Annotated in this window: 23 protein-coding genes, 1 tRNA gene and 1 riboswitch; of the genes, 13 read left to right on the top strand and 11 right to left on the bottom strand. The window is 63.3% G+C overall.

The annotated features are described in order from the left end of the window. Positions 1-5: 5 nt before the first annotated feature. The 6 genes from ACR0JC_RS11260 to petA form a co-directional block, all read right to left on the bottom strand. On the bottom strand, positions 6-527 hold the full coding sequence (locus ACR0JC_RS11260; RefSeq protein ID WP_170342863.1) for a helix-turn-helix transcriptional regulator: 522 nt from the start codon (positions 525-527) through the stop codon (positions 6-8). Continuing rightward, complete coding sequence (locus tag ACR0JC_RS11255; protein WP_170342861.1) at positions 524-1,099, bottom strand: cytochrome b/b6 domain-containing protein; 576 nt, start codon at positions 1,097-1,099, stop codon at positions 524-526. The genes ACR0JC_RS11260 and ACR0JC_RS11255 overlap by 4 nt, the downstream gene beginning before the upstream one ends. A 6-nt stretch (positions 1,100-1,105) precedes the next feature. After that, a complete protein-coding gene (locus tag ACR0JC_RS11250) occupies positions 1,106-1,357 on the bottom strand; it encodes a PepSY domain-containing protein (RefSeq protein ID WP_170342859.1) in 252 nt (83 codons plus the stop codon). Between the two features lie 207 nt (positions 1,358-1,564). Beyond that, positions 1,565-2,350, bottom strand: a complete 786-nt coding sequence (locus ACR0JC_RS11245; RefSeq protein WP_170342857.1) for a cytochrome c1 — start codon at positions 2,348-2,350, stop codon at positions 1,565-1,567. 18 nt (positions 2,351-2,368) lie between these two features. Beyond that, positions 2,369-3,700 carry a cytochrome b gene (gene petB, locus ACR0JC_RS11240; RefSeq protein WP_170342855.1) on the bottom strand — a complete coding sequence of 444 codons (1,332 nt, stop codon included), beginning with the start codon at positions 3,698-3,700 and terminating at the stop codon, positions 2,369-2,371. Between the two features lie 12 nt (positions 3,701-3,712). Further along, positions 3,713-4,273 (bottom strand): ubiquinol-cytochrome c reductase iron-sulfur subunit, encoded by a 561-nt coding sequence (gene petA, locus ACR0JC_RS11235; protein WP_093964025.1) that lies wholly within the window; start codon positions 4,271-4,273, stop codon positions 3,713-3,715. Between the two features lie 462 nt (positions 4,274-4,735). On the opposite strand from petA, the gene ACR0JC_RS11230 reads away from it, so the two are divergent. Continuing rightward, positions 4,736-5,179: a c-type cytochrome gene (locus ACR0JC_RS11230; protein WP_170342853.1), complete on the top strand. Its 444-nt coding sequence runs from the start codon at positions 4,736-4,738 to the stop codon at positions 5,177-5,179. Between the two features lie 17 nt (positions 5,180-5,196). Here the strand turns inward: ACR0JC_RS11230 and ACR0JC_RS11225 are convergent, their stop codons facing one another. Continuing rightward, the gene (locus tag ACR0JC_RS11225; RefSeq protein WP_170342852.1) at positions 5,197-5,811 is read right to left on the bottom strand and encodes an FMN-binding negative transcriptional regulator; all 615 of its coding nucleotides are present in this window, start codon (positions 5,809-5,811) and stop codon (positions 5,197-5,199) included. 54 nt (positions 5,812-5,865) lie between these two features. Further along, positions 5,866-6,020: riboswitch (FMN riboswitch) on the top strand. A gap of 117 nt (positions 6,021-6,137) precedes the next feature. Between ACR0JC_RS11225 and ACR0JC_RS11220 the strand changes: the two genes are divergently transcribed. The 5 genes from ACR0JC_RS11220 (at position 6,138) to cobO (ending at position 10,055) form a co-directional block, all read left to right on the top strand. Continuing rightward, the gene (locus tag ACR0JC_RS11220; RefSeq protein ID WP_170342850.1) at positions 6,138-6,578 is read left to right on the top strand and encodes a 6,7-dimethyl-8-ribityllumazine synthase; all 441 of its coding nucleotides are present in this window, start codon (positions 6,138-6,140) and stop codon (positions 6,576-6,578) included. Positions 6,579-6,672: 94 nt separating this feature from the next. Next, on the top strand, positions 6,673-7,773 hold the full coding sequence (gene aroC / locus ACR0JC_RS11215; RefSeq protein ID WP_170342848.1) for a chorismate synthase: 1,101 nt from the start codon (positions 6,673-6,675) through the stop codon (positions 7,771-7,773). Further along, positions 7,757-8,431, top strand: coding sequence for an HD domain-containing protein (locus ACR0JC_RS11210; protein ID WP_170342846.1), 675 nt, complete (start codon positions 7,757-7,759; stop codon positions 8,429-8,431). The genes aroC and ACR0JC_RS11210 overlap by 17 nt, the downstream gene beginning before the upstream one ends. Positions 8,432-8,463: 32 nt before the next feature. Continuing rightward, positions 8,464-9,399 (top strand): DMT family transporter, encoded by a 936-nt coding sequence (locus tag ACR0JC_RS11205; protein WP_170342844.1) that lies wholly within the window; start codon positions 8,464-8,466, stop codon positions 9,397-9,399. A 56-nt stretch (positions 9,400-9,455) separates the two neighbouring features. Continuing rightward, positions 9,456-10,055, top strand: coding sequence for a cob(I)yrinic acid a,c-diamide adenosyltransferase (cobO, locus tag ACR0JC_RS11200; RefSeq protein WP_170342842.1), 600 nt, complete (start codon positions 9,456-9,458; stop codon positions 10,053-10,055). A gap of 4 nt (positions 10,056-10,059) precedes the next feature. On the opposite strand, the gene ACR0JC_RS11195 is transcribed toward cobO, so the two are convergent. The 4 genes from ACR0JC_RS11195 to ACR0JC_RS11180 form a co-directional block, all read right to left on the bottom strand. Next, on the bottom strand, positions 10,060-10,266 hold the full coding sequence (locus ACR0JC_RS11195; protein ID WP_170342839.1) for a hypothetical protein: 207 nt from the start codon (positions 10,264-10,266) through the stop codon (positions 10,060-10,062). Between the two features lie 186 nt (positions 10,267-10,452). Continuing rightward, entirely contained in the window at positions 10,453-10,818 is a 366-nt protein-coding gene (locus ACR0JC_RS11190; RefSeq protein ID WP_170342836.1) for a hypothetical protein, read from the bottom strand. 109 nt (positions 10,819-10,927) lie between these two features. Then, on the bottom strand, positions 10,928-11,878 hold the full coding sequence (locus ACR0JC_RS11185) for an AraC family transcriptional regulator (RefSeq protein WP_170342833.1): 951 nt from the start codon (positions 11,876-11,878) through the stop codon (positions 10,928-10,930). Between the two features lie 108 nt (positions 11,879-11,986). After that, a complete protein-coding gene (locus tag ACR0JC_RS11180) occupies positions 11,987-12,853 on the bottom strand; it encodes a branched-chain amino acid aminotransferase (protein WP_093964015.1) in 867 nt (288 codons plus the stop codon). Between the two features lie 158 nt (positions 12,854-13,011). Here ACR0JC_RS11180 and ACR0JC_RS11175 point away from each other — a divergent pair, with 158 nt between their 5' ends. The 7 genes from ACR0JC_RS11175 to ACR0JC_RS11145 all read left to right on the top strand — a co-directional run bounded on the left by ACR0JC_RS11175 (position 13,012) and on the right by ACR0JC_RS11145 (position 18,538). Next, a complete protein-coding gene (locus ACR0JC_RS11175; RefSeq protein ID WP_170342830.1) occupies positions 13,012-13,524 on the top strand; it encodes a MarR family winged helix-turn-helix transcriptional regulator in 513 nt (170 codons plus the stop codon). Beyond that, positions 13,521-14,222, top strand: a complete 702-nt coding sequence (locus ACR0JC_RS11170) for a response regulator (protein WP_093964013.1) — start codon at positions 13,521-13,523, stop codon at positions 14,220-14,222. Before ACR0JC_RS11175 ends, ACR0JC_RS11170 begins: the two co-directional genes overlap by 4 nt. Positions 14,223-14,291: 69 nt before the next feature. Further along, positions 14,292-15,218, top strand: a complete 927-nt coding sequence (locus ACR0JC_RS11165; RefSeq protein ID WP_170342827.1) for a histone deacetylase family protein — start codon at positions 14,292-14,294, stop codon at positions 15,216-15,218. After that, the gene (locus ACR0JC_RS11160; protein ID WP_170342825.1) at positions 15,215-15,457 is read left to right on the top strand and encodes an exodeoxyribonuclease VII small subunit; all 243 of its coding nucleotides are present in this window, start codon (positions 15,215-15,217) and stop codon (positions 15,455-15,457) included. The genes ACR0JC_RS11165 and ACR0JC_RS11160 overlap by 4 nt, the downstream gene beginning before the upstream one ends. Further along, complete coding sequence (locus tag ACR0JC_RS11155; protein WP_170342823.1) at positions 15,457-16,323, top strand: polyprenyl synthetase family protein; 867 nt, start codon at positions 15,457-15,459, stop codon at positions 16,321-16,323. Before ACR0JC_RS11160 ends, ACR0JC_RS11155 begins: the two co-directional genes overlap by 1 nt. 15 nt (positions 16,324-16,338) lie before the next feature. Next, the gene (gene dxs / locus ACR0JC_RS11150) at positions 16,339-18,267 is read left to right on the top strand and encodes a 1-deoxy-D-xylulose-5-phosphate synthase (RefSeq protein ID WP_170342820.1); all 1,929 of its coding nucleotides are present in this window, start codon (positions 16,339-16,341) and stop codon (positions 18,265-18,267) included. 195 nt (positions 18,268-18,462) lie between these two features. Further along, positions 18,463-18,538: transfer RNA gene (locus ACR0JC_RS11145), tRNA-Thr, on the top strand. The last annotated feature ends 99 nt before the right edge of the window (positions 18,539-18,637 follow it).

Here is an 18,637-nt window from a genome sequence, read left to right as displayed (position 1 = left end):
GCCTCTCAGGCCGGCCCGTCAGTCGCCAGAAGCTCTTCCATGAAAACACTGATCAGTTGGGCCCGCCCGTCCACGCCGGCTTTTCCATAGATCGAAGCCGATTGCGCGCGAACGGTACCCACGGCGCGGCCTCGGATCCGGGCGATATTCTCATTGTCGACGCCCTTGAGGATCAACAGGCCCACTTCGCGCTCGGCGCTGGTCAGGCCCCAGCGGGTAAAGAAAGTGTCGATCACGGCGCTCATTTCTCCCTGCGCCGCGCGCAGGCCTTGTTTTGCCTGGTCCATTCGCGCCAGCAATCTGCGCAGCTCGAGCATGAAAAACAGGACGCCAAGGCAAAGGACGGTCGCGACCAGGGATTCCAAAACGAGATGCGCCAGAGGCTCGCTGCCATCGAGGTCCAGGATGGCGTCACCCATGTAGAATGCGGCACATAGCCCCTGAACCACGATCATCGCCGCCATCAGAACGGCCCGGCGTGCATCCGCATCGCCGGACCGCAGGTTGTCGGTGATCCATTTGATCATTTGGTCGACCAGCCATCAGGAATATTCTTGTCCCCTGTTACCATGGCTTTGACCAGAGCGACACCGGTTCGACGTTGGTCCAAAAGCACGCCAAGCACGTGCAGAAGAACGCTGAGCATCAGCCAGTTGAACGCCAGCTCGTGCGCATTCTCGACCCAGCCCACCCCGAAGAAGGCCGTGGTACCCATCATGGTACCTGTGGCGCAGATGACGCCTAACGTCATCCAGATGTTGTAGACCATCAGCGCGCCCAGAGGATTGTGCGACAGGTGAACCGACCGGTCGCCCCGGACCGTGTCACGCACATGTCGGACCGCAGCATTCGGGCTGAACGGGAATGCCGAGAACCTGGCTGGTGCCGGCCCAAGGACGCCCCAGGCCAAGCGCAGCAGAACCAGCCCGAGTACGGCATAGCCGACGTATTCGTGCAGAAGCCCCTCGGGGTCGGTCACAGCGGCGTTGAGCAGAATGCTCAGAACCACCGACCAGTGGATCAGGCGGACCAGCGGGTCCCAGACCCGGATGGTGCGGGCGCCCTCGCGCCCGCTCTGGTGCTGGATGGACTCGGACATTGCCGGTCACTTGTCCTCGATCTTTTGGATCTTGCCGGACGCGGGGTTCACATAGACCTCGGCCATCTGTCCGTCTTTCACGACATAGGCCTCGATTTCACCGTCCTCCATTTCGATCTTGCGCACGTCATAGCCAAGCTCGGTCAGAGCGGTGCGCACCTCGGTCTCTGTCTTGCCCAGTTCCGTATCCGGCACCAGGTCCAGAGCCAGAACCGGAGTGGCCACAAGCAAAGCGGCTGCAAGTATGGGTAGTTTCATGTCGGGTCTCCTTGGTTTCGATCCTGCGTCAGACCGCCTGACGCTGTCGAAAACCTGAGCAGCCGACTCCGCCGGTGCCATGCGCATTCCGCTTAAAAGCTGTGAATAAGCCCGCGCTGATGCCAGGTTCGGCGAGTTTCCGACCGCAAAAAGAAACAACCCCGCGGCATGCGCGGGGTTGTCTTGCTCTTGCAGGTGACCTTCAGGTCAAACCGACTTTTTGCCTTTGACCGGCGCCCACAGACGCTTGTTCACTAGGTAGAGAAGCACCGACATGATGGTCAGGAACAGAACCCCGACAAAGCCCGAGGCCTTGCGATCCATCATTTTTGGTTCGGCGGCCCACATCAGGAACGCAGAGACGTCCTGGGACATGGCCTCGACGGTGTTTTCGTGTCCGTCGGCAAACTCGACCTGTTCGTCAGACAACGGCGGACCCATCGAAATCCAGCCGCCCGGGAAGGCGGTGTTTTCGTACAGGATCGTGCCGGCCTCTTCTTTTTCCTTGCCGGTATAGCCGTCCAGCAGCGAGGCGATATATTCAGCGCCACCCATGCCTTTGACCAGCTGGTTGATCCCCAGACCGTAGGGGCCGTGGAAGCCTGCACGTGCCTTGGCCATTAGGCTCAGGTCAGGTGCGCCCACGGCATCGTTGGCCGGGAAGTGATCGGTCGGCCTAGCCGGGCGAAAATCGTCCAGCTCGGGATCGAACACCTCGAACGAGCCAGCGGCATAAGCGATGACTTCTTCTTCCGAGTAGCCCAGCGCCGTGAGGTCGCGCAGCGGTACGTATTTCAGACCGTGGCAGGCCGCGCAAACCTCGGTATAGATCTGCAGGCCGCGCTGAAGCTGGTTCTGATCGTAAGCGCCAAAGGGCCCTTCGAACGAGAAGTCGAAGTCCTCGATATGCTGCTCACCGCCTCCGGCTGCGGATACCGCAGCAGGAGCAAGGGCGATGGCAAACGCGGCACCGATTGCAAGTTTCTTGAACATGGTTTCCGGTCCCTCTTCTTACTCGGCCGGCGTGGCGTCGGCGTCAGCCTTGCCATAATGCGCGTTGAAGTCTTCTTCGATGGTTTCCGGCTGGGCATCGGGCTTTTCGATGACACCCAGGATCGGCAGGATCACGAAGAAATAGGCGAACCAGTAGGCGGACGCGATCAGCGAGAAGGTCGCATAGGGCTCTTCCGCCGGCATCGCACCCAGCCACATCAGGGCAAAGAAGTCGATGACCAGAAGGTAGAACCACCATTTGAACATCGGGCGGTACTTGCCCGAACGCACGGTCGAAGTGTCCAGCCACGGCGCCAGCGCCATTGCCAGGATTGCACCGAACATCGCCAGAACACCAAAGAACTTGGCGTCGATGATGCCACCGGTAATGAAGCTGGCGAACTGCACGACCCAGACTTCGCTAGTGAAGGCACGCAGGATCGCGTAGAACGGCAGGAAGTACCATTCGGGCACGATGTGCGCGGGCGTGACCAGCGGGTTGGCTTCGATGTAGTTGTCCGGGTGGCCCAGGTAGTTCGGCATGAAGCCGACGATTGCCCAGAACACGACCAGGATGACGGCCAGCGCGAACAGGTCCTTGATCACGAAATAGGGCCAGAACGGCAGCGTGTCTTTCTCGGCCTCGGCTTTCGACGTGCGGCGAACTTCAACACCCGTGGGGTTGTTGTTGCCGGTGGTGTGGAAGGCCCAGATATGCACGATGACCAGCCCTGCGATGATGAAGGGCAGCAGATAGTGCAGCGAGAAGAAGCGGTTCAGCGTCGCGTTGTCGACGGCCGGTCCGCCCAGCAGCCAGGTCTGGATCGCTTCGCCCACGAAGGGGATCGCGCCGAACAGGCCGGTGATCACGGTGGCGCCCCAGAAGGACATCTGACCCCAAGGCAGAACATAGCCCATGAAGGCGGTGCCCATCATCATCAGGTAGATCAGCATGCCGATGATCCAAGTCACTTCGCGCGGCGCCTTGTACGATCCGTAGAACAGACCGCGGAAGATGTGAATATAGACCGCCACGAAGAACAGCGACGCGCCGTTCATGTGCAGGTACCGCAGCATGTAGCCGCCGTTTACGTTGCGCATGATGTGCTCGACGCTGGCAAAGGCCAGATCGACATGCGGGGTATAGTGCATCACCAGAACGATGCCGGTGACGATCTGCAACGCCAGGCAGAAGGTCAGGACGATGCCCCAGATCCACATCCAGTTCAGGTTCTTCGGGGTGGGGATCATCAAAGTGTCGTATAGAAGACCGACAATGGGCAGACGGTTGTTCAGCCACTTCTCGCCGTTGGTCTTCGGTTCATAGTGATCGTGCGGGATACCGGACATGAGCGCGTCTCCTTAACCCAGCTTGATGGTGGTTTCGTCGAGGAACTCGGCGACCGGGATATGCAGGTTTTCCGGAGCGGGACCTTTGCGGATACGGCCCGCCGTATCGTAGTGCGATCCGTGGCACGGGCAGAACCACCCGTGGAAATCACCGGCGCCGTCGCCCAGAGGAACGCAGCCCAGATGGGTGCAGACGCCCATCATCACCAGCCATTCGCCGGCTTCGTCCAGCGTCCGGTTTTCGTCGGTCGCGGGCAGGTTCGGCTTGTTTTCGTTCCGGTCGTTCTGATCCGGCAGATCCTCCAGCGGCACTTCGCGGCCCCAGTTGATCTCTTCTTCGGTACGGCGACGAATGAAGACGGGCTTGCCCAGCCACTTGACCGTGATCTGGGTGCCGATCTCGACGCCGCTGACATCCACGCGGATCGAGGACAGCGCCTGAACGTCTGCCGAGGGGTTCATTTGGTTGACCAGGGGCCACACGGCGGCTCCCGTTGCAACGACACCTGCGCCGCCGGCGGCGTAGTAGAGGAAATCTCTGCGGGTGCCTTCGTGGTCTTCTGCGTGGGACACGAGGTTTTCTCCGATTCCAGCGCCCGGCTACGGGCAAACATGCATCAGCACCGCATCAAAGCGGCGTCTCATCGCGGGTATCTAGCTGGCGGAAATCGGTTCGTCCAGCGGTCATAGGCGCGCACTACGCCGCATCTGGGCATTCATGTCACAATGAAGGGGTCATTTTTCAAGAACTTCCTCGGGTGTTGCGAAAAACGCCGTTCGAAGGCGCGAATCACTTCGCAGGTGATTCTCTGACCCTTCGCCCCCGGCCCGGCCGAGCACCTGTTCACTCGGGTACCCGGCGCGAGGCATATTCAACAGCGAACGGACCGCGAAGTTCCGGGTCCAGATAACCCATGTAAACATCTATTTTGAAATCATTTTTTTCGGTTGTGCTGCGATGAATTTCCCGGTTGCGACCCCGGGGTTTTTCAAGCAAAGGCGGCGGGCGCGCGACCGATCTGAATGAGGACCCAAATGACTTTGTTTAAAAATTCCATTCTGCTGCTCGCGTTCACCGCCGCACACCACGCCGCCGCCGAAGGCGACGCCGCGCGCGGCGAGAAACTCTACAACCGCTGCTCGTCCTGTCACGCCATCATCAAGGATGGCGAGGTTCTGATCAAAGGCGGCATCACCGGCCCGAATCTCTATGGTGTGGTCGGCAGGGCCGCCGGAACCGAAAACGACTATCTGAACGGCAGTGAACGGCTGCCCATCGGCATGTTCACCGATGACATGATCCGCGCCGGTGAAAACGGCCTGGTCTGGACGCAGGAAAATATCGCCGCCTACGCCCGCGACCCGATCGGGTTCATTCAGGACTTCCTGAATGACGACACCGCCCGCCCGAACATGAGCGTCAAGCTGAAGACAGGCGCCGAGGATATCGCCGCCTATCTGGCCACTTTCACCGACTGAACCCAACCCGGCGCCAGTCAACTGTCCCGCATCAGGGCGGCCAGTTGACCAAGCTCGGTGCCGATCCCGGACTGCTCGACATTCTCGGCCGCGGCCAGTCGCGCCGCCTCGGGCTTGTTCTGGTTCAGTTTCCAGGTGCCGTCGATCTGGGTGATCTGCATGCGGCAGGGCACGATCATGCGCATCATGCGCTCCAGCGCCGCCGGGTCCATCTTGTCGGCGCGCCAGGGCGGTTTGGGTTGCAGCCGCTGCTCAAAAAAGGCCGATTGCCGGTCCAGCAGATCGCGCAGCCGGTCCTGCGGCTGCAATTCCAGCCGGCCGGTCAGGTGGACTGCCACGTAATTCCACGTGGGCACCTGATCCGCGACCTCGTACCAATCGGGCGAGACATAGCCGTCGGGCCCCTGAACCGCGATCCGCGCCTCCTGCGGGTTGGCCAGCGCCCGCACGATCGGGTTCGAACGCACCAGATGCAGTTCGGCCACCGCGCCATCCTCGGACAGCAGAAAGGGCACATGGCTGATCAATGGCGGGCCGTCGACCGACAGCGCCAGTACGCCGAATCCCCGGCTGCGGGCAAACTCCACATGGCGCGCGCGGTCCTCGGCGCGAAAGGCTGGGTTGGGGTGCATGACCGTCCTCCTGCAGACAGGTCTTGCAGATCGCGCGCACGCTTGGCAAGGTCGCGCCGTTCTCAGGGCGGGGCGGAATTCCCCACCGGCGGTATGCGGGCCCAGACCCGCCAGCCCGCGAGCGGCTCTGTCATTCAACCGACAGAGTGTCAGCAGATCTGGTGAGAGGCCAGAGCCGACGGTTAAAGTCCGGATGAAAGAGAACGAGCAGCGCGCCTCGCCAAGGGCGCGTCTGTCCGTGATCGCCTTGGGTGACGTGTCATGCCGCGCTGGCCGCGAAACCCTTCGCACCCGCCAGCAGGCCACCAAGCTGAAAGGAGATCACGTTGACACACACCCGCTATGCTTTCGTCAAAGCCAACTGGCATGCCGATATCGTCGACCGCGCGCTGGACGGTTTTCTGGAGTTGATCCCCGCCGATCAGGTCGATGTGTTCGACGTGCCGGGCGCGTTTGAAATGCCCCTGCTGGCCCGCGACCTGGCCCGGACGGGCCGCTATGCCGCCGTGGCCTGCGCGGCTTTTGTCGTCGATGGCGGCATCTACCGGCACGATTTCGTGGCGCAGGCCGTGGTTGACGGGCTGATGCGCGCGGGGCTGGAAACCGGCGTGCCGGTCCTGTCGGTGTCGCTGACGCCGCACCAGTACCAGGAAACCGACCATCACAACGCCATCTACCGCGCGCATTTCGTGGAAAAGGGGCGCGAGGCGGCCCGGGCGGCGCTGAAAATCGTCGAAACCCGCGCCGCACTGACCCGTGCGGCCTAAGCACACTGGGTTGGGGCAGCGATGCCCCAACCGCAAATCCGCTTGAGGCGGCAGGCTCTCGCCGTTAATCACGACCCTCAAAGGAGCACGCCCCATGTCGATGAACAGCTTTGGACACCTTTTCCGCGTCACCACCTGGGGTGAAAGCCACGGCCCCGCGCTGGGCGCCACGGTGGATGGCTGCCCGCCCGGCGTCCCGATCGACGAAGGCATGATCCAGCACTGGCTGGACAAGCGCAAACCGGGCCAGAACAAGTTCACCACCCAGCGACGCGAGCCCGATCAGGTGAAGATTATGTCGGGCGTGTTCGAGGGCCAGACAACCGGCACCCCCGTCCAACTGATGATCGAGAACACCGATCAACGCTCGAAGGATTACGGGGACATCATGGACAAGTTCCGCCCCGGCCATGCCGACATCACCTATTGGCAGAAATACGGCATCCGAGACTATCGCGGCGGCGGGCGCAGCTCGGCCCGCGAAACGGCGGCGCGTGTGGCCGCGGGCGGGCTGGCGCGCGAGGCGATCAAGCAGATCGCGCCCAATGTCCAGATCACCGGCTACATGACCCAGATCGGCCCGCACCGGATCGACCGCGCCAACTTTGACTGGGCGCAGATCGAACAGAACCCGTTCTGGACCCCGGATGCACAAGCCGCCGAGGACTGGGCGGCCTATCTGGACGATCTGCGCAAATCCGGCAATTCGGTCGGCGCGGTGGTCGAAGTGGTGGCGCGCGGCGTTCCCGCGGGCCTGGGCGCGCCGGTCTATGGCAAGCTCGACACCGATCTGGCCGCGGCGATGATGTCGATCAACGCGGTCAAAGGTGTCGAAATCGGCGAAGGCATGGCCGCCGCCGAACTGACAGGCGAGGCCAATGCCGACGAGATCTTCATGGGTCAGGACGGCCCGCAATACAGCTCGAACCACGCGGGCGGCATTTTGGGCGGCATCTCAACCGGGCAGGACATCGTGGTGCGTTTCGCGGTCAAGCCCACCTCGTCGATCCTGACCACGCGCAAGACCATCACCAAATCGGGCGAAGAGACCGAGATCATCACCAAGGGCCGCCACGACCCCTGCGTCGGCATCCGCGCCGTCCCGGTGGGCGAAGCGATGATGGCCTGCGTGATCCTGGACCACCTGCTGCTGCATCGCGGCCAGATCGGTGAAAACCGTGGACGGATTGGCTGAGCTGCGCGACCGCCTGCGCGCAGTCGTCGCGCAGCGGATGATCACCGACCCGGCCCATGACCTGGCCCATCTGGACCGTGTCTGGGTCAATGCCCGCGCCATCGCCGATGCGCAGACCGACAGGACCCTGCTGCTGGCGGCCTGCTATCTGCACGATCTGGTCAACCTGCCCAAGAACGACCCCGACCGACACCTGGCCTCGCGCCGGTCGGCCGAGGAGTCCGAGCCTGTTCTGCGAGACCTGGGCCTGAGCGATGCCCAGATCGCCGCCACCCGCCACGCGATCGAGGCGCACAGTTTTTCCGCCAACATCCCGCCCGAGACGCCCGAGGCGCGCATCCTGCGCGATGCCGACCGGCTGGATGCGCTGGGCGCCATCGGGATCGCGCGGAATTTCTCGGTGTCCGGTGCTTTGGGGCGGACGCTCTATGATCCGGCCGATCCGTTCGCATCACACCGTCCGCTGGACGATCTGCACTATTCGATCGACCACTGGAAGGTGAAGCTGCTGGCCCTGCCCGACGACATGCTGACCGAGGCCGGACGGCAGATCGCGCAGCAACGGGTCCGGCGCATGATTCGGTTTCTGACCGAGTTTGCCGAAGAGATCGGCAGCCCGCTGCCCGACAGCTGGACACGCCCCAATCCGACCCGTTGATCTTTGCCGCGCAAGGGGGCAGGGTCGCGCCGATGGCCCAATCCATGACCTCTCATCGCCCTTTGCTGGCCGTGACGCTGAAACTCAGCGCGCTGTTCCTGTTCACGGCGATGTCGGCGCTGGTCAAGGCGCTGTCGGCGGATTTCCCGCCGGGCCAGATGGTGTTTTTCCGTTCGCTTTTCGCGGTGCCGGTGATCGTGGCCTGGCTGATCTCGCGCGGGGAACTGGCGCAGGGCTTTGTCGTCAGGAAGCCCATGGGCCATTTCTGGCGTGGGGTGCTGGGCACCACCGCCATGGGCCTGACCTTCACCGGGCTCAGCCTGCTGCCCCTGCCCGAGGTTACGGCCATTGGCTATGCCACCCCGATCTTCACCCTGATCCTGGCGGCGCTGCTGCTGGGCGAGCGCATCCGCCTGATCCGCATCGGCGCGGTGGCGATCGGGCTCTTGGGCGTGCTGATCATGATCTGGCCGCGGCTGGGCTCGGCCGATCTGGGCACCGGGGCCACGATCGGCGCGCTGTGCGTGCTGGGTGCGACCGTGGCCCGAGGCTTCGTGCAGATCCACATCCGGCAACTGGTTCAGGTCGATCACCCCGCCGCAATCGTCTTCTATTTCTCGATGACCGCCACGCTGCTGTCAGCGCTGACCGTGTTCTGGGGCTGGACCATGCCGACCCTGAACCAGCTGCTGATCCTGATTACGATGGGGCTGATCGGCGGCGTCGCGCAGATTCTGGTGACCTCGTCCTACCGGTTCGGGCAGGCCTCGATGCTGGCGCCCTATGACTACACGTCGATGCTGTTTGCGATCTTCATCGGCTATGTCTGGTTCGACGAACTGCCGACCCTGGCGATCCTGCTGGGGGCGGCACTGGTGATCGCCGGCAATGCGGTGGTGATCTGGCGCGAACACCAGCTGGGTCTGGAACGCGGCAAGGCGCGGTCGCTGACCGATCACAAACCCTGACTTTACCTTTCGCGCCCATCGCCTAGGTTGGCGCGGACAATCAACGAGGTTTTGCCATGAGCGACGCACAGGACCACAAACAGAAGATGCAACAGGTGCAGGCCCAGCACCGCAAGAAAGTGTCCGAGGCCGTGGATCCCGGCCGCGGGCTGGTGCTGATCAACACCGGCAAGGGCAAGGGCAAATCCTCGGCCGCGTTCGGCGTGGTGATCCGCGCATTGGGCTGGGGCCAGAAGGTCGCCGTGGTGCAGTTCATCAAGGGCAAATGGAAGACTGGCGAGCGGCGGTTCTTCGAAGAGCGCGATCTGGTCACCTGGCACACGATGGGCGAAGGCTTCACCTGGGACACCCAGGACCGCGACCGCGACATCACCGCCGCCACCGCCGCCTTCGACAAGGCGCGCGACCTGATGGCCAGCGGCGACTATGACCTTGTGGTGCTGGACGAGATCAACATCGCCCTGCGCTATGAATACCTGTCGGTGGACGCAGTGATCGAGGGGCTGAAGGCCCGCTCGGACCGGACCAGCGTGTTCCTGACCGGGCGCGACGCGCCGCAGGCGCTGCGCGACTATGCCGATCTGGTCACCGAAATGACCGAGGAAAAGCACCCGTTTCAGGCCGGCATCAAGGCCCAGCGCGGCGTCGATTTCTGATCGGTCAACGCGGGACGGCACCACTTGCCGGTGCCGCCGGCGTGCTCTGCGGGACAGTGGCGATCCGGGCGTCCGCAACCCCGGCCGCCCGGTCACAGCATCCGTCCTGGCATTTGCAGTCCAGGTAGGCCACCAGGTCGCCATCGGCGCAGCACCCGCTGCCAAGGGGCAGGTCTGAACTGGACAGAAGTTCAAGTATCGGGTCGCGCATCGCGTGGCCTTTCCGAAATCGTTTCCGAGACGGTGGCGCGCCCTCGCGGGTGTACGGCTTGGCGTGCAGGCCGTCTCGGAATCAAAGGCTTGATACCGGGGTATCTGGCGTTGGGCTAAAACTGACAATTTCTGTCGGACTTTTCAAGACCAAAATTCGCCCCGGCCAAATGGCCGGAGCAAGGGGTCAGGCGGTGGCTGTCTGGTCGGGCGCGCTGAGCGAGATTACGGCCACCACGGCGGCGCCATTCAGCCAGTAGTAGACCGCATCCAGACCGGTGAAGCCGAACAGGCTGGGCGCGAACAGGAAGGTGAGCCCCACCAGCAGATCGACGGCCAGGTGAAACCTGTAGGGCAGCACGCGCCAGACGCCCAGGTGATGATCCGTCAGCACCGTCAGCATGAAAGCCGCCACGCCGGTGGCCACCGAGAGCCACAGCGCAATCGGGTTCGACGCGCCCAGTCCCAGAAGAAATGGCAACCCCATCAGGGCAAGTGCCACCGGGTAGTCCAGATAGGCATGAATGGTGCGGGTAACGAAACGCAGAGACATGATGTTTCCTTTCCTTGATTGAGGACGGATCAAGGATATGTTCGCCAGCCCGAACGTAGCAGCCCAGATCGTTTGGAATACCTTGCAGATCGTCCGCCAGTTTGCCGGATCAGTGCATCGCCCTGTAAGCGGCCGGAGACAGACCGATCTGCTTCTTGAACACCCGCGAAAACGCCGCCTCGGAGGCATAGCCGACCTGAGCCGCCGCGTCGGCCACGTTCCAGCGGCTTTCGATCAGTCCGTGGCAGGCGATCTGCATACGCCAGTCGGTCAGGTATTGCATGGGCGTGGCGCCCATCTTCTGGGTGAACAGCTGTGCGAAGGTCGTGCGCGACATGCCGGCTTCACGCGCCAGCGATGCCACGCTCCACTCGCGGGCCGGGTCGCGGTGAAAGGCGCCCAGCGCGCGTGATATACGTGGATCGGCGAAGCCCGACAGGGCCGCATCGGTGGGGCTTTGATGTTGCAGATAGGCGCGGATCGCCTGGGCGAACAGAACCTCAGACAGTTTCAGCGCGATCAGGTCCCCGCCGATCCGGGCACCCGCAACCTCGGATTCGATCATCCGCAGCGTCGCCTCGATCCAGGCCCCGGCGGATTCGCCGTAATTCTCGATCAGGATATAGGGCGGCAGACGGTCGATCAGCATATGCCCTGTGCCGCGCCGCCCGGCCGGACCGGCAAACGAGAAATGCCCGCAGATCAGTTGGGTGTCACGGTCCTGCTCGGCTCCGCCATAGACCAGCACACCGTCACCTTTGTAGCCGGCCCGGTCCAGAACCTGCTCCAGCGGCAGAGCATCCACGGGCCGGACCTCGTTGCACAGCAGCGCATGTGCGGCCCCGTGCGGGATCAGGATCAGATCCCCCTGCCGCAACCGCAGGGTCTCGCCGGTGGTGGACACATGCACCTTTAGCTCTCCGCGCTGGACGAAGTGAAACCGGGCGACGTTTTTGAATGCGGGCACCTGCACGCCGAAGGGCGGCGTGAACGAGGTCCGGAAATACAGGGTGCCCCGCAAAGACAGGCGCGTCAGGATATCGCTGAGCAGGTCCAACATGCGCCAAGGATACGGATTCGCACCCGATCGTCCAGCGCAGCGGACGATCTGCAACAAACCCCGGACGGGCGGCAAGGCCGGTCGGCCACCGCCCGAGCGGATGTCGGATCAGCTGCGAACCAGCTGTTCGTAATCGTTGGCGATCTCACGGGTCAGGTCGCCGACCTCGAAGGTATACTCACCGATCTGGCCTACCGGCGTGACCTCGGCCGCGGTGCCGGTCAGCCAGCACTGTTCGAATTCGGCCATCTCCTCGGGCAGGATGTGGCGTTCGTGTACGGTGATGCCTTTGTCTTTCAGCATCTGGATCACAGTCTGGCGGGTAATCCCGTTCAGGAAGCAGTCGGCCAGCGGTGTATGCACTTCGCCATCCTTGACGAAGAATACGTTGGCACCGGTCGCCTCGGCCACATAGCCGCGGTAATCCATAAACAAGGCATCCGAACAGCCTTTGGCCTCGGCCTTGTGCTTGGAGATGGTGCAGATCATGTACAGCCCCGCCGCCTTGGCATGGACCGGGATGGTTTCCGGGCTGGGCCGCTTCCATTCAGCGATGTCCAGCTTGGCGCCCTGCATCTTGGCGTCGCCGTAATAGGCACCCCAGGGCCAGACCGCGATGGCCATGCGCACCGGGTTGCGCGCCGAGGCCACGCCCATGTCCTCGCCCGAACCGCGCCAGACCAGCGCGCGCACATATGCGTCCTTGAGGCCGCTTTTCTCGAGCGTTTCGGCCTTGGCCGCCTCGATCTGATCGACCGTGTAGGGCATCGGCATGTCCAGCGCCTCGGCCGACTTGATCAACCGCTCGGAATGTTCGCGGCTTTTGAAGATCTTGCCGTTATAGGCGCGCTCGCCCTCGAAGACCGAGCTGGCATAGTGCATCGCATGGGTCAGGACATGCACCTTGGCGTCGCGCCAGGGCACAAATTCGCCATCCATCCAGATGACACCGTCACGATCGTCATATCCCGCCATCCGAAACCTCCTGACCCGGGCCACATTTCCGATTGTTGCGCCACTTAGGTCCGACCCGGACACAAAATTGCGCAAAAACTGCGATTCGATACCTGTCCGCCCTTGGAATGTCAATAACGCTGACTTAAAGTCGGGGCGTGTAACGAATGAGGCCCGATATGTCCGAGATCCGCCCCGCCCCGGTCTTTGGCGGAGAAAGCCTGTTGTTTCTGACAGATGAACAGCTTCGCCAGGGGATCGAGGCGATGTTCTTCGCCTATCGTGGCTTTACCGCCGACCCCGACCGCATCCTAAGCGAAATGGCCTATGGCCGGGCGCATCACCGGGCGATCCATTTCATCAACCGTGCGCCTGGCACCACGGTGAACAACCTGCTGGCGATTCTGGGGGTGACCAAGCAATCGCTGAACCGGGTGCTGCGCACGCTGATCGACGACGGCCTGGTCGAGAGCCGGGTCGGCACCGTCGACAAGCGCGAACGCCACCTGTACCTCACCGAAAAGGGCAAGGCGCTCGAGTCGCAGCTGTCGGACGCCCAGCGCGCCCGGATGCGCGCGGCCTACAAGGATGCCGGCCCCGAGGCGGTTGCCGGATTCCGCAAAGTTCTTGAAGCGATGATGGATGCTGATATGCGTCGGGCCTATACGAAACTGCGGGATTCAACTTCATGAGCGATGTGGACGCCCATCTTCTGATCGTCGATGACGATGAACGCATCCGTGATCTGCTCAAGAAATTCTTGATGCGCAGCGGATTTTTGGTGACGGCGGCGCGCGATGCAGCCCATGCGCGGCGGGTCCTGTCGGGGCTGGATTTCGACCTGATCGTGATGGACGTCATGATGCCGGGCGAGGATGGCGTCAGCCTGACCCGGGCCCTGCGCGAGACGCATGACACGCCGATCTTGCTGCTGACGGCACGCGGCGAGACCGAGCACCGGATCGCCGGATTGGAAGCCGGGGCCGATGATTACCTGGCCAAACCGTTCGAGCCCAAGGAACTGCTGCTGCGGATCAACGCGATCCTGCGGCGGATGCCGGAAACCACGGCACAGGATACGGCTGCCAAGATCCTGCATCTGGGGCCGATACGCTATGACATCGAACGCGGCGAGATGTGGCAGGGCGAAGAGCCGGTGCGGCTGACCGCCACCGAAAGCCAGTTGATGAAGATCTTCTCGGCCCAGCCGGGCGAGCCGATCAGCCGGTCGAAGCTGGTCGAGGATCTGGGGCGCGACAAGGGGCAGGCGCAGGAACGTGCAGTGGACGTGCAGATCACGCGCCTGCGCCGCAAGATCGAGCAGGACCCCAAGCAACCGCGCTATCTGCAGACGGTGCGGGGCGCAGGATATATGCTGGCGCCGGATTGATTTTGCCGCCGCCCGGCGTTTTCTTGCCTTCGGCGAGGATATTTTTGGCCAGATGAAGTTGGGATATTCATGAAGACCGCTGTTTTGACGCATGCTGACTGTCTGGGTCATGTCACCCCCGAGGGGCACCCCGAGCGGGTGGCCCGGCTGGAACATATCCTGCATGCGCTGGAGCCGCTGGACCTGCAGCGGGTGACCGCGCCGCTGGCGGCGGATGACGATCTGCTGCGCATCCATCCCGAGAGTTACATCCGCGAAATCCGTGACAGCCGCCCCACCGAGGGGTTCCGCCAGATCGACGGGGATACGTTCATGTCGCCCGGCTCGGTCGATGCGGCCTATCGGGCGGGGGGGGCCGTGGTGCGGGCGGTGGACATGGTGCTGGGCGGTGAGGCGCCGAATGCGTTCTGCGCCATTCGGCCGCCGGGCCATCATGCCGAACGGGAAACCGCCATGGGGTTCTGCCTGTTCGGCAATGCCGCTCTGGCGGCGAAACATGCGCTGGATCATCACGGGCTGGATCGGGTCGCGGTGGTGGATTTTGACGTGCATCACGGCAATGGCACGCAGGATCTGCTGTGGGACGAGGCCCGTGCGCTGGTGATCACCAGCCAGCAGATGCCACTGTGGCCGGGTTCGGGACGGCCGGATGAAACCGGGGCGCATGACACCATCGTAAACATCCCGCTGACCCCCGGCACCGGCGGAGCCGAGATGCGCGCGGCCTACGAGGCGCAGGCCTTTCCCCGGCTGCGCGCGTTCCAGCCCGAGCTGATCATCATCTCGGCCGGATTCGACGCACATCAGGACGATCCGCTGGCCAATCTGAATTGGTCCACCGACGACTTCGCCTGGATCACCGAACAGCTGTGCCGGATCGCCGATGAGCTGTGTGGGGGCCGTATCGTCTCGACTCTGGAAGGCGGGTATGATCTGAACGCATTGGCCAAGGCCACACGCGCCCATGTTGAAGAACTAATGAAGGCAGCCCGATGACCGAGACCCCCGTTGAAGAGATGACATTCGAACAGGCGATGAAAGAGCTGGAGGCCGTGGTCGGCCAGCTGGAGCGCGGCGACGTGGCGCTGGACCAGTCGATCGCCCTGTACGAGCGCGGCGCCAAGCTGAAGAAACGCTGCGAGGACGAGTTGAAGCGCGCCGAGGAGAAAGTGGCCGCCATCACGCTGGATGCCGATGGGCAGCCCACCGGGACGACCCCTGTCGAAGGTCTGTAATGTTTTCCGAAAGGCTGGTTCAGGATGCCGCGCTGATCCAGGCGCAGTTCGATCTGGTTCTGGGCGCGCTGGACGATGTCGATGTAACCCGCGCGATGGCCTATGCCACGCAGGGCGGCAAGCGGCTGCGCGGATTTCTGGTGCTGGAAAGCGCCCGGCTGCATGGGATGGACGAGACCTGCGCTATCTGGCCCGCGACCGGGATCGAGGCGCTGCACGCCTACAGCCTGGTACACGACGACCTGCCCTGCATGGACGATGACGATCTGCGGCGCGGTCGTCCGACCGTGCACAAGCAATGGAACGACGGCATCGCGGTTCTGGCTGGCGACGCTTTGCAGGCGCTGGCGTTCGAGCTTTGCACCCGGCCCGAGGTCGGATCTTCAGACGTTCGGGCGGAACTGGCGCTGACCCTCGCCCAAGCCAGCGGCGCGCAAGGCATGGTTCTGGGTCAGGCGTTGGACATCGCGGCCGAAACTGCCGAACAACCTTTCACCCTGCCGGAAATCACGCATCTTCAGGCCGGCAAGACCGGGGCGCTGATCGAATGGTCGGCGTGCGCCGGTGCTGTTCTGTCGGAGGCTGATCCGACCCCATTGCGCCAATATGCCCGTGCGCTGGGTCTTGCCTTTCAGATCGCCGACGACATCCTTGATGTGGAGGGTGACAGCGAAAAGGCGGGCAAACGATTGCAGAAGGACGCACAGGCGGGCAAGGCAACTTTCGTTTCGCTGCTGGGTCTGGATGCAGCGAAGGCGCGCGCTGCCGAGCTGGTTGAGCAGGCCTGCGCCGCGTTGGACGCCTACGGACCGCGGGCCGAAACCTTGAAGGACGCCGCCCGCTTCGTTATTGCGCGTGAAAGCTGAACCGTAAGGGATGCCATGTCAGACCGTCCGAACACCCCGCTTCTGGACCTTGTGAACCGCCCGGCGGATCTCAAGCAGTTTTCGGACGCGCAGTTGCATCAGCTGGCGCACGAGCTGCGGGCCGAGACGATCTCGGCCGTTTCGGTGACCGGCGGGCATCTGGGCGCGGGGCTGGGCGTGGTCGAGCTGACCGTGGCCCTGCACGCGGTGTTCGACACGCCGCGCGACAAGATCATCTGGGATGTCGGGCACCAGTGCTATCCCCACAAGATCCTGACCGAGCGGCGCGACCGCATCCGCACCCTGCGCCAGAAAGGCGGCCTCAGCGGGTTCACCAAGCGCAGCGAAAGCCCCTATGACCCGTTCGGCGCGGCGCACAGTTCGACCTCGATCAGCGCGGCATTGGGCTTTGCCGTGGCCCGGGACCTGGGCGGGGTCACGCCCGAGGGGCTGGGCGACGCGATCGCGGTGATCGGCGACGGGTCGATGTCGGCTGGCATGGCTTTCGAGGCGATGAACAACGCCGGCCACCTGAAAAAACGCCTGATCGTGATCCTGAACGACAACGAGATGAGCATCGCCCCGCCCGTGGGTGCGCTGTCGAACTATCTCTCGCGCATCTATGCCGAAGAGCCGTTCCACGATCTGAAGGCCGCCGCCAAGGGGGCGGTGTCGCTGCTGCCCGAACCGTTCCGCGAAGGCGCCAAGCGGGCCAAGGAGATGCTCAAGGGCATGGCCGTGGGCGGTACGCTGTTTGAAGAACTGGGATTCTCCTATGTCGGCCCGATCGACGGGCATGACCTGGACCAGCTGCTGCCAGTGCTGCGCACGGTCAAGGCGCGGGCGACCGGGCCGATTCTGATCCACGCGCTGACCAAAAAGGGCAAGGGCTATGCCCCGGCAGAGCAGGCCCGCGACAGGGGCCATGCCACCGCCAAGTTCGACGTGGTCACCGGCAAGCAGCAGAAGGCGCCGTCGAACGCGCCGTCCTACACCTCGGTCTTCGGCAAGACCCTGGTAGACGAGGCCAGTCGCGACGACAAGATCGTGGCGGTGACCGCGGCGATGCCCGACGGCACCGGGCTGAACCTGTTCGCCGAACGCTACCCGTCACGCTGTTTCGACGTGGCGATTGCCGAGCAGCACGGGGTCACTTTCTCGGCCGCGTTGGCGGCGGGGGGGATGAAGCCGTTCTGCGCGATGTATTCCACGTTTTTGCAGCGCGGCTATGACCAGGTGGTGCACGACGTGGCGATCCAGCGCCTGCCGGTGCGCTTTGCCATAGACCGCGCGGGGCTGGTTGGTGCTGATGGCGCGACCCATGCCGGGTCGTTCGACATCGCCTACCTGTCCAACCTGCCGGGGATGGTGGTGATGGCCGCCGCCGACGAGGCCGAACTGGTGCACATGGTCGCCACCGCCGCTGCCCATGACGACGGCCCCATCGCGTTCCGCTATCCGCGGGGCGAAGGCGTGGGTGTCGATCTGCCCGAACGTGGACAGGTTCTGGAAATCGGCAAGGGCCGCCTGATCCAAGCGGGGGCGCGGGTGGCGATCCTGTCCTTCGGCACGCGCCTGGCCGAGGTACAGAAGGCCGCCGAATCTTTGGCCGCGCGCGGTATCACGCCGACCATCGCCGACGCCCGGTTCGCCAAGCCGCTGGACCGCGACCTTATCCTGGACCTGGCCGCCAACCACGAAGCGCTGATTACCATCGAAGAAGGCGCCATCGGCGGGTTCGGCAGCCACGTTGCGCAGCTGCTGGCAGAGGAAGGCGTATACGACCGAGGACTGAAATACCGCTCGATGGTGCTGCCGGACATTTTCATCGACCAGGCCAGCCCTGCCGACATGTATGCGGTCGCAGGCATGAGCGCCGAACAGATCGAAGCCAAGGTGCTTTCCGTTCTGGGCGTTGCATCAATCGGAGAAAAGCGCGCCTGATCCCGACCGGATCGTCGGTTGCCCTCATCCAGAACGGCACTCGGTTCGAACGGAGGGTATACAAGGCAAGTCGCCCACCAACAAAACCTCACATCGGGGTCAATAACCGGTCTTGCCTACGCCCGTTGGACGGTTTAAACGATCCTTCGCACCGCATACCGCGCCCCCACGGGCACGGGTGCGCGTAGAAAATGGGCCGCTGTAGCTCAGCTGGTAGAGCACGTCATTCGTAATGATGGGGTCGGGGGTTCGAGTCCCTTCAGCGGCACCATAGCTTCTCGGAACAAACTTCGGTGGCTTGCCGCCGGTTTTCCCGTCTGTTGCTTCGGTTCCTCAATTTATCTGCCGTACAACCTTTCCAGAAGTTTGG

This window comes from Ruegeria sp. CH5, from assembly GCF_056537025.1.
The sequence above is the reverse complement of the archived record's forward strand: the minus strand, read 5'-3'. Positions and strand labels throughout refer to the sequence as shown.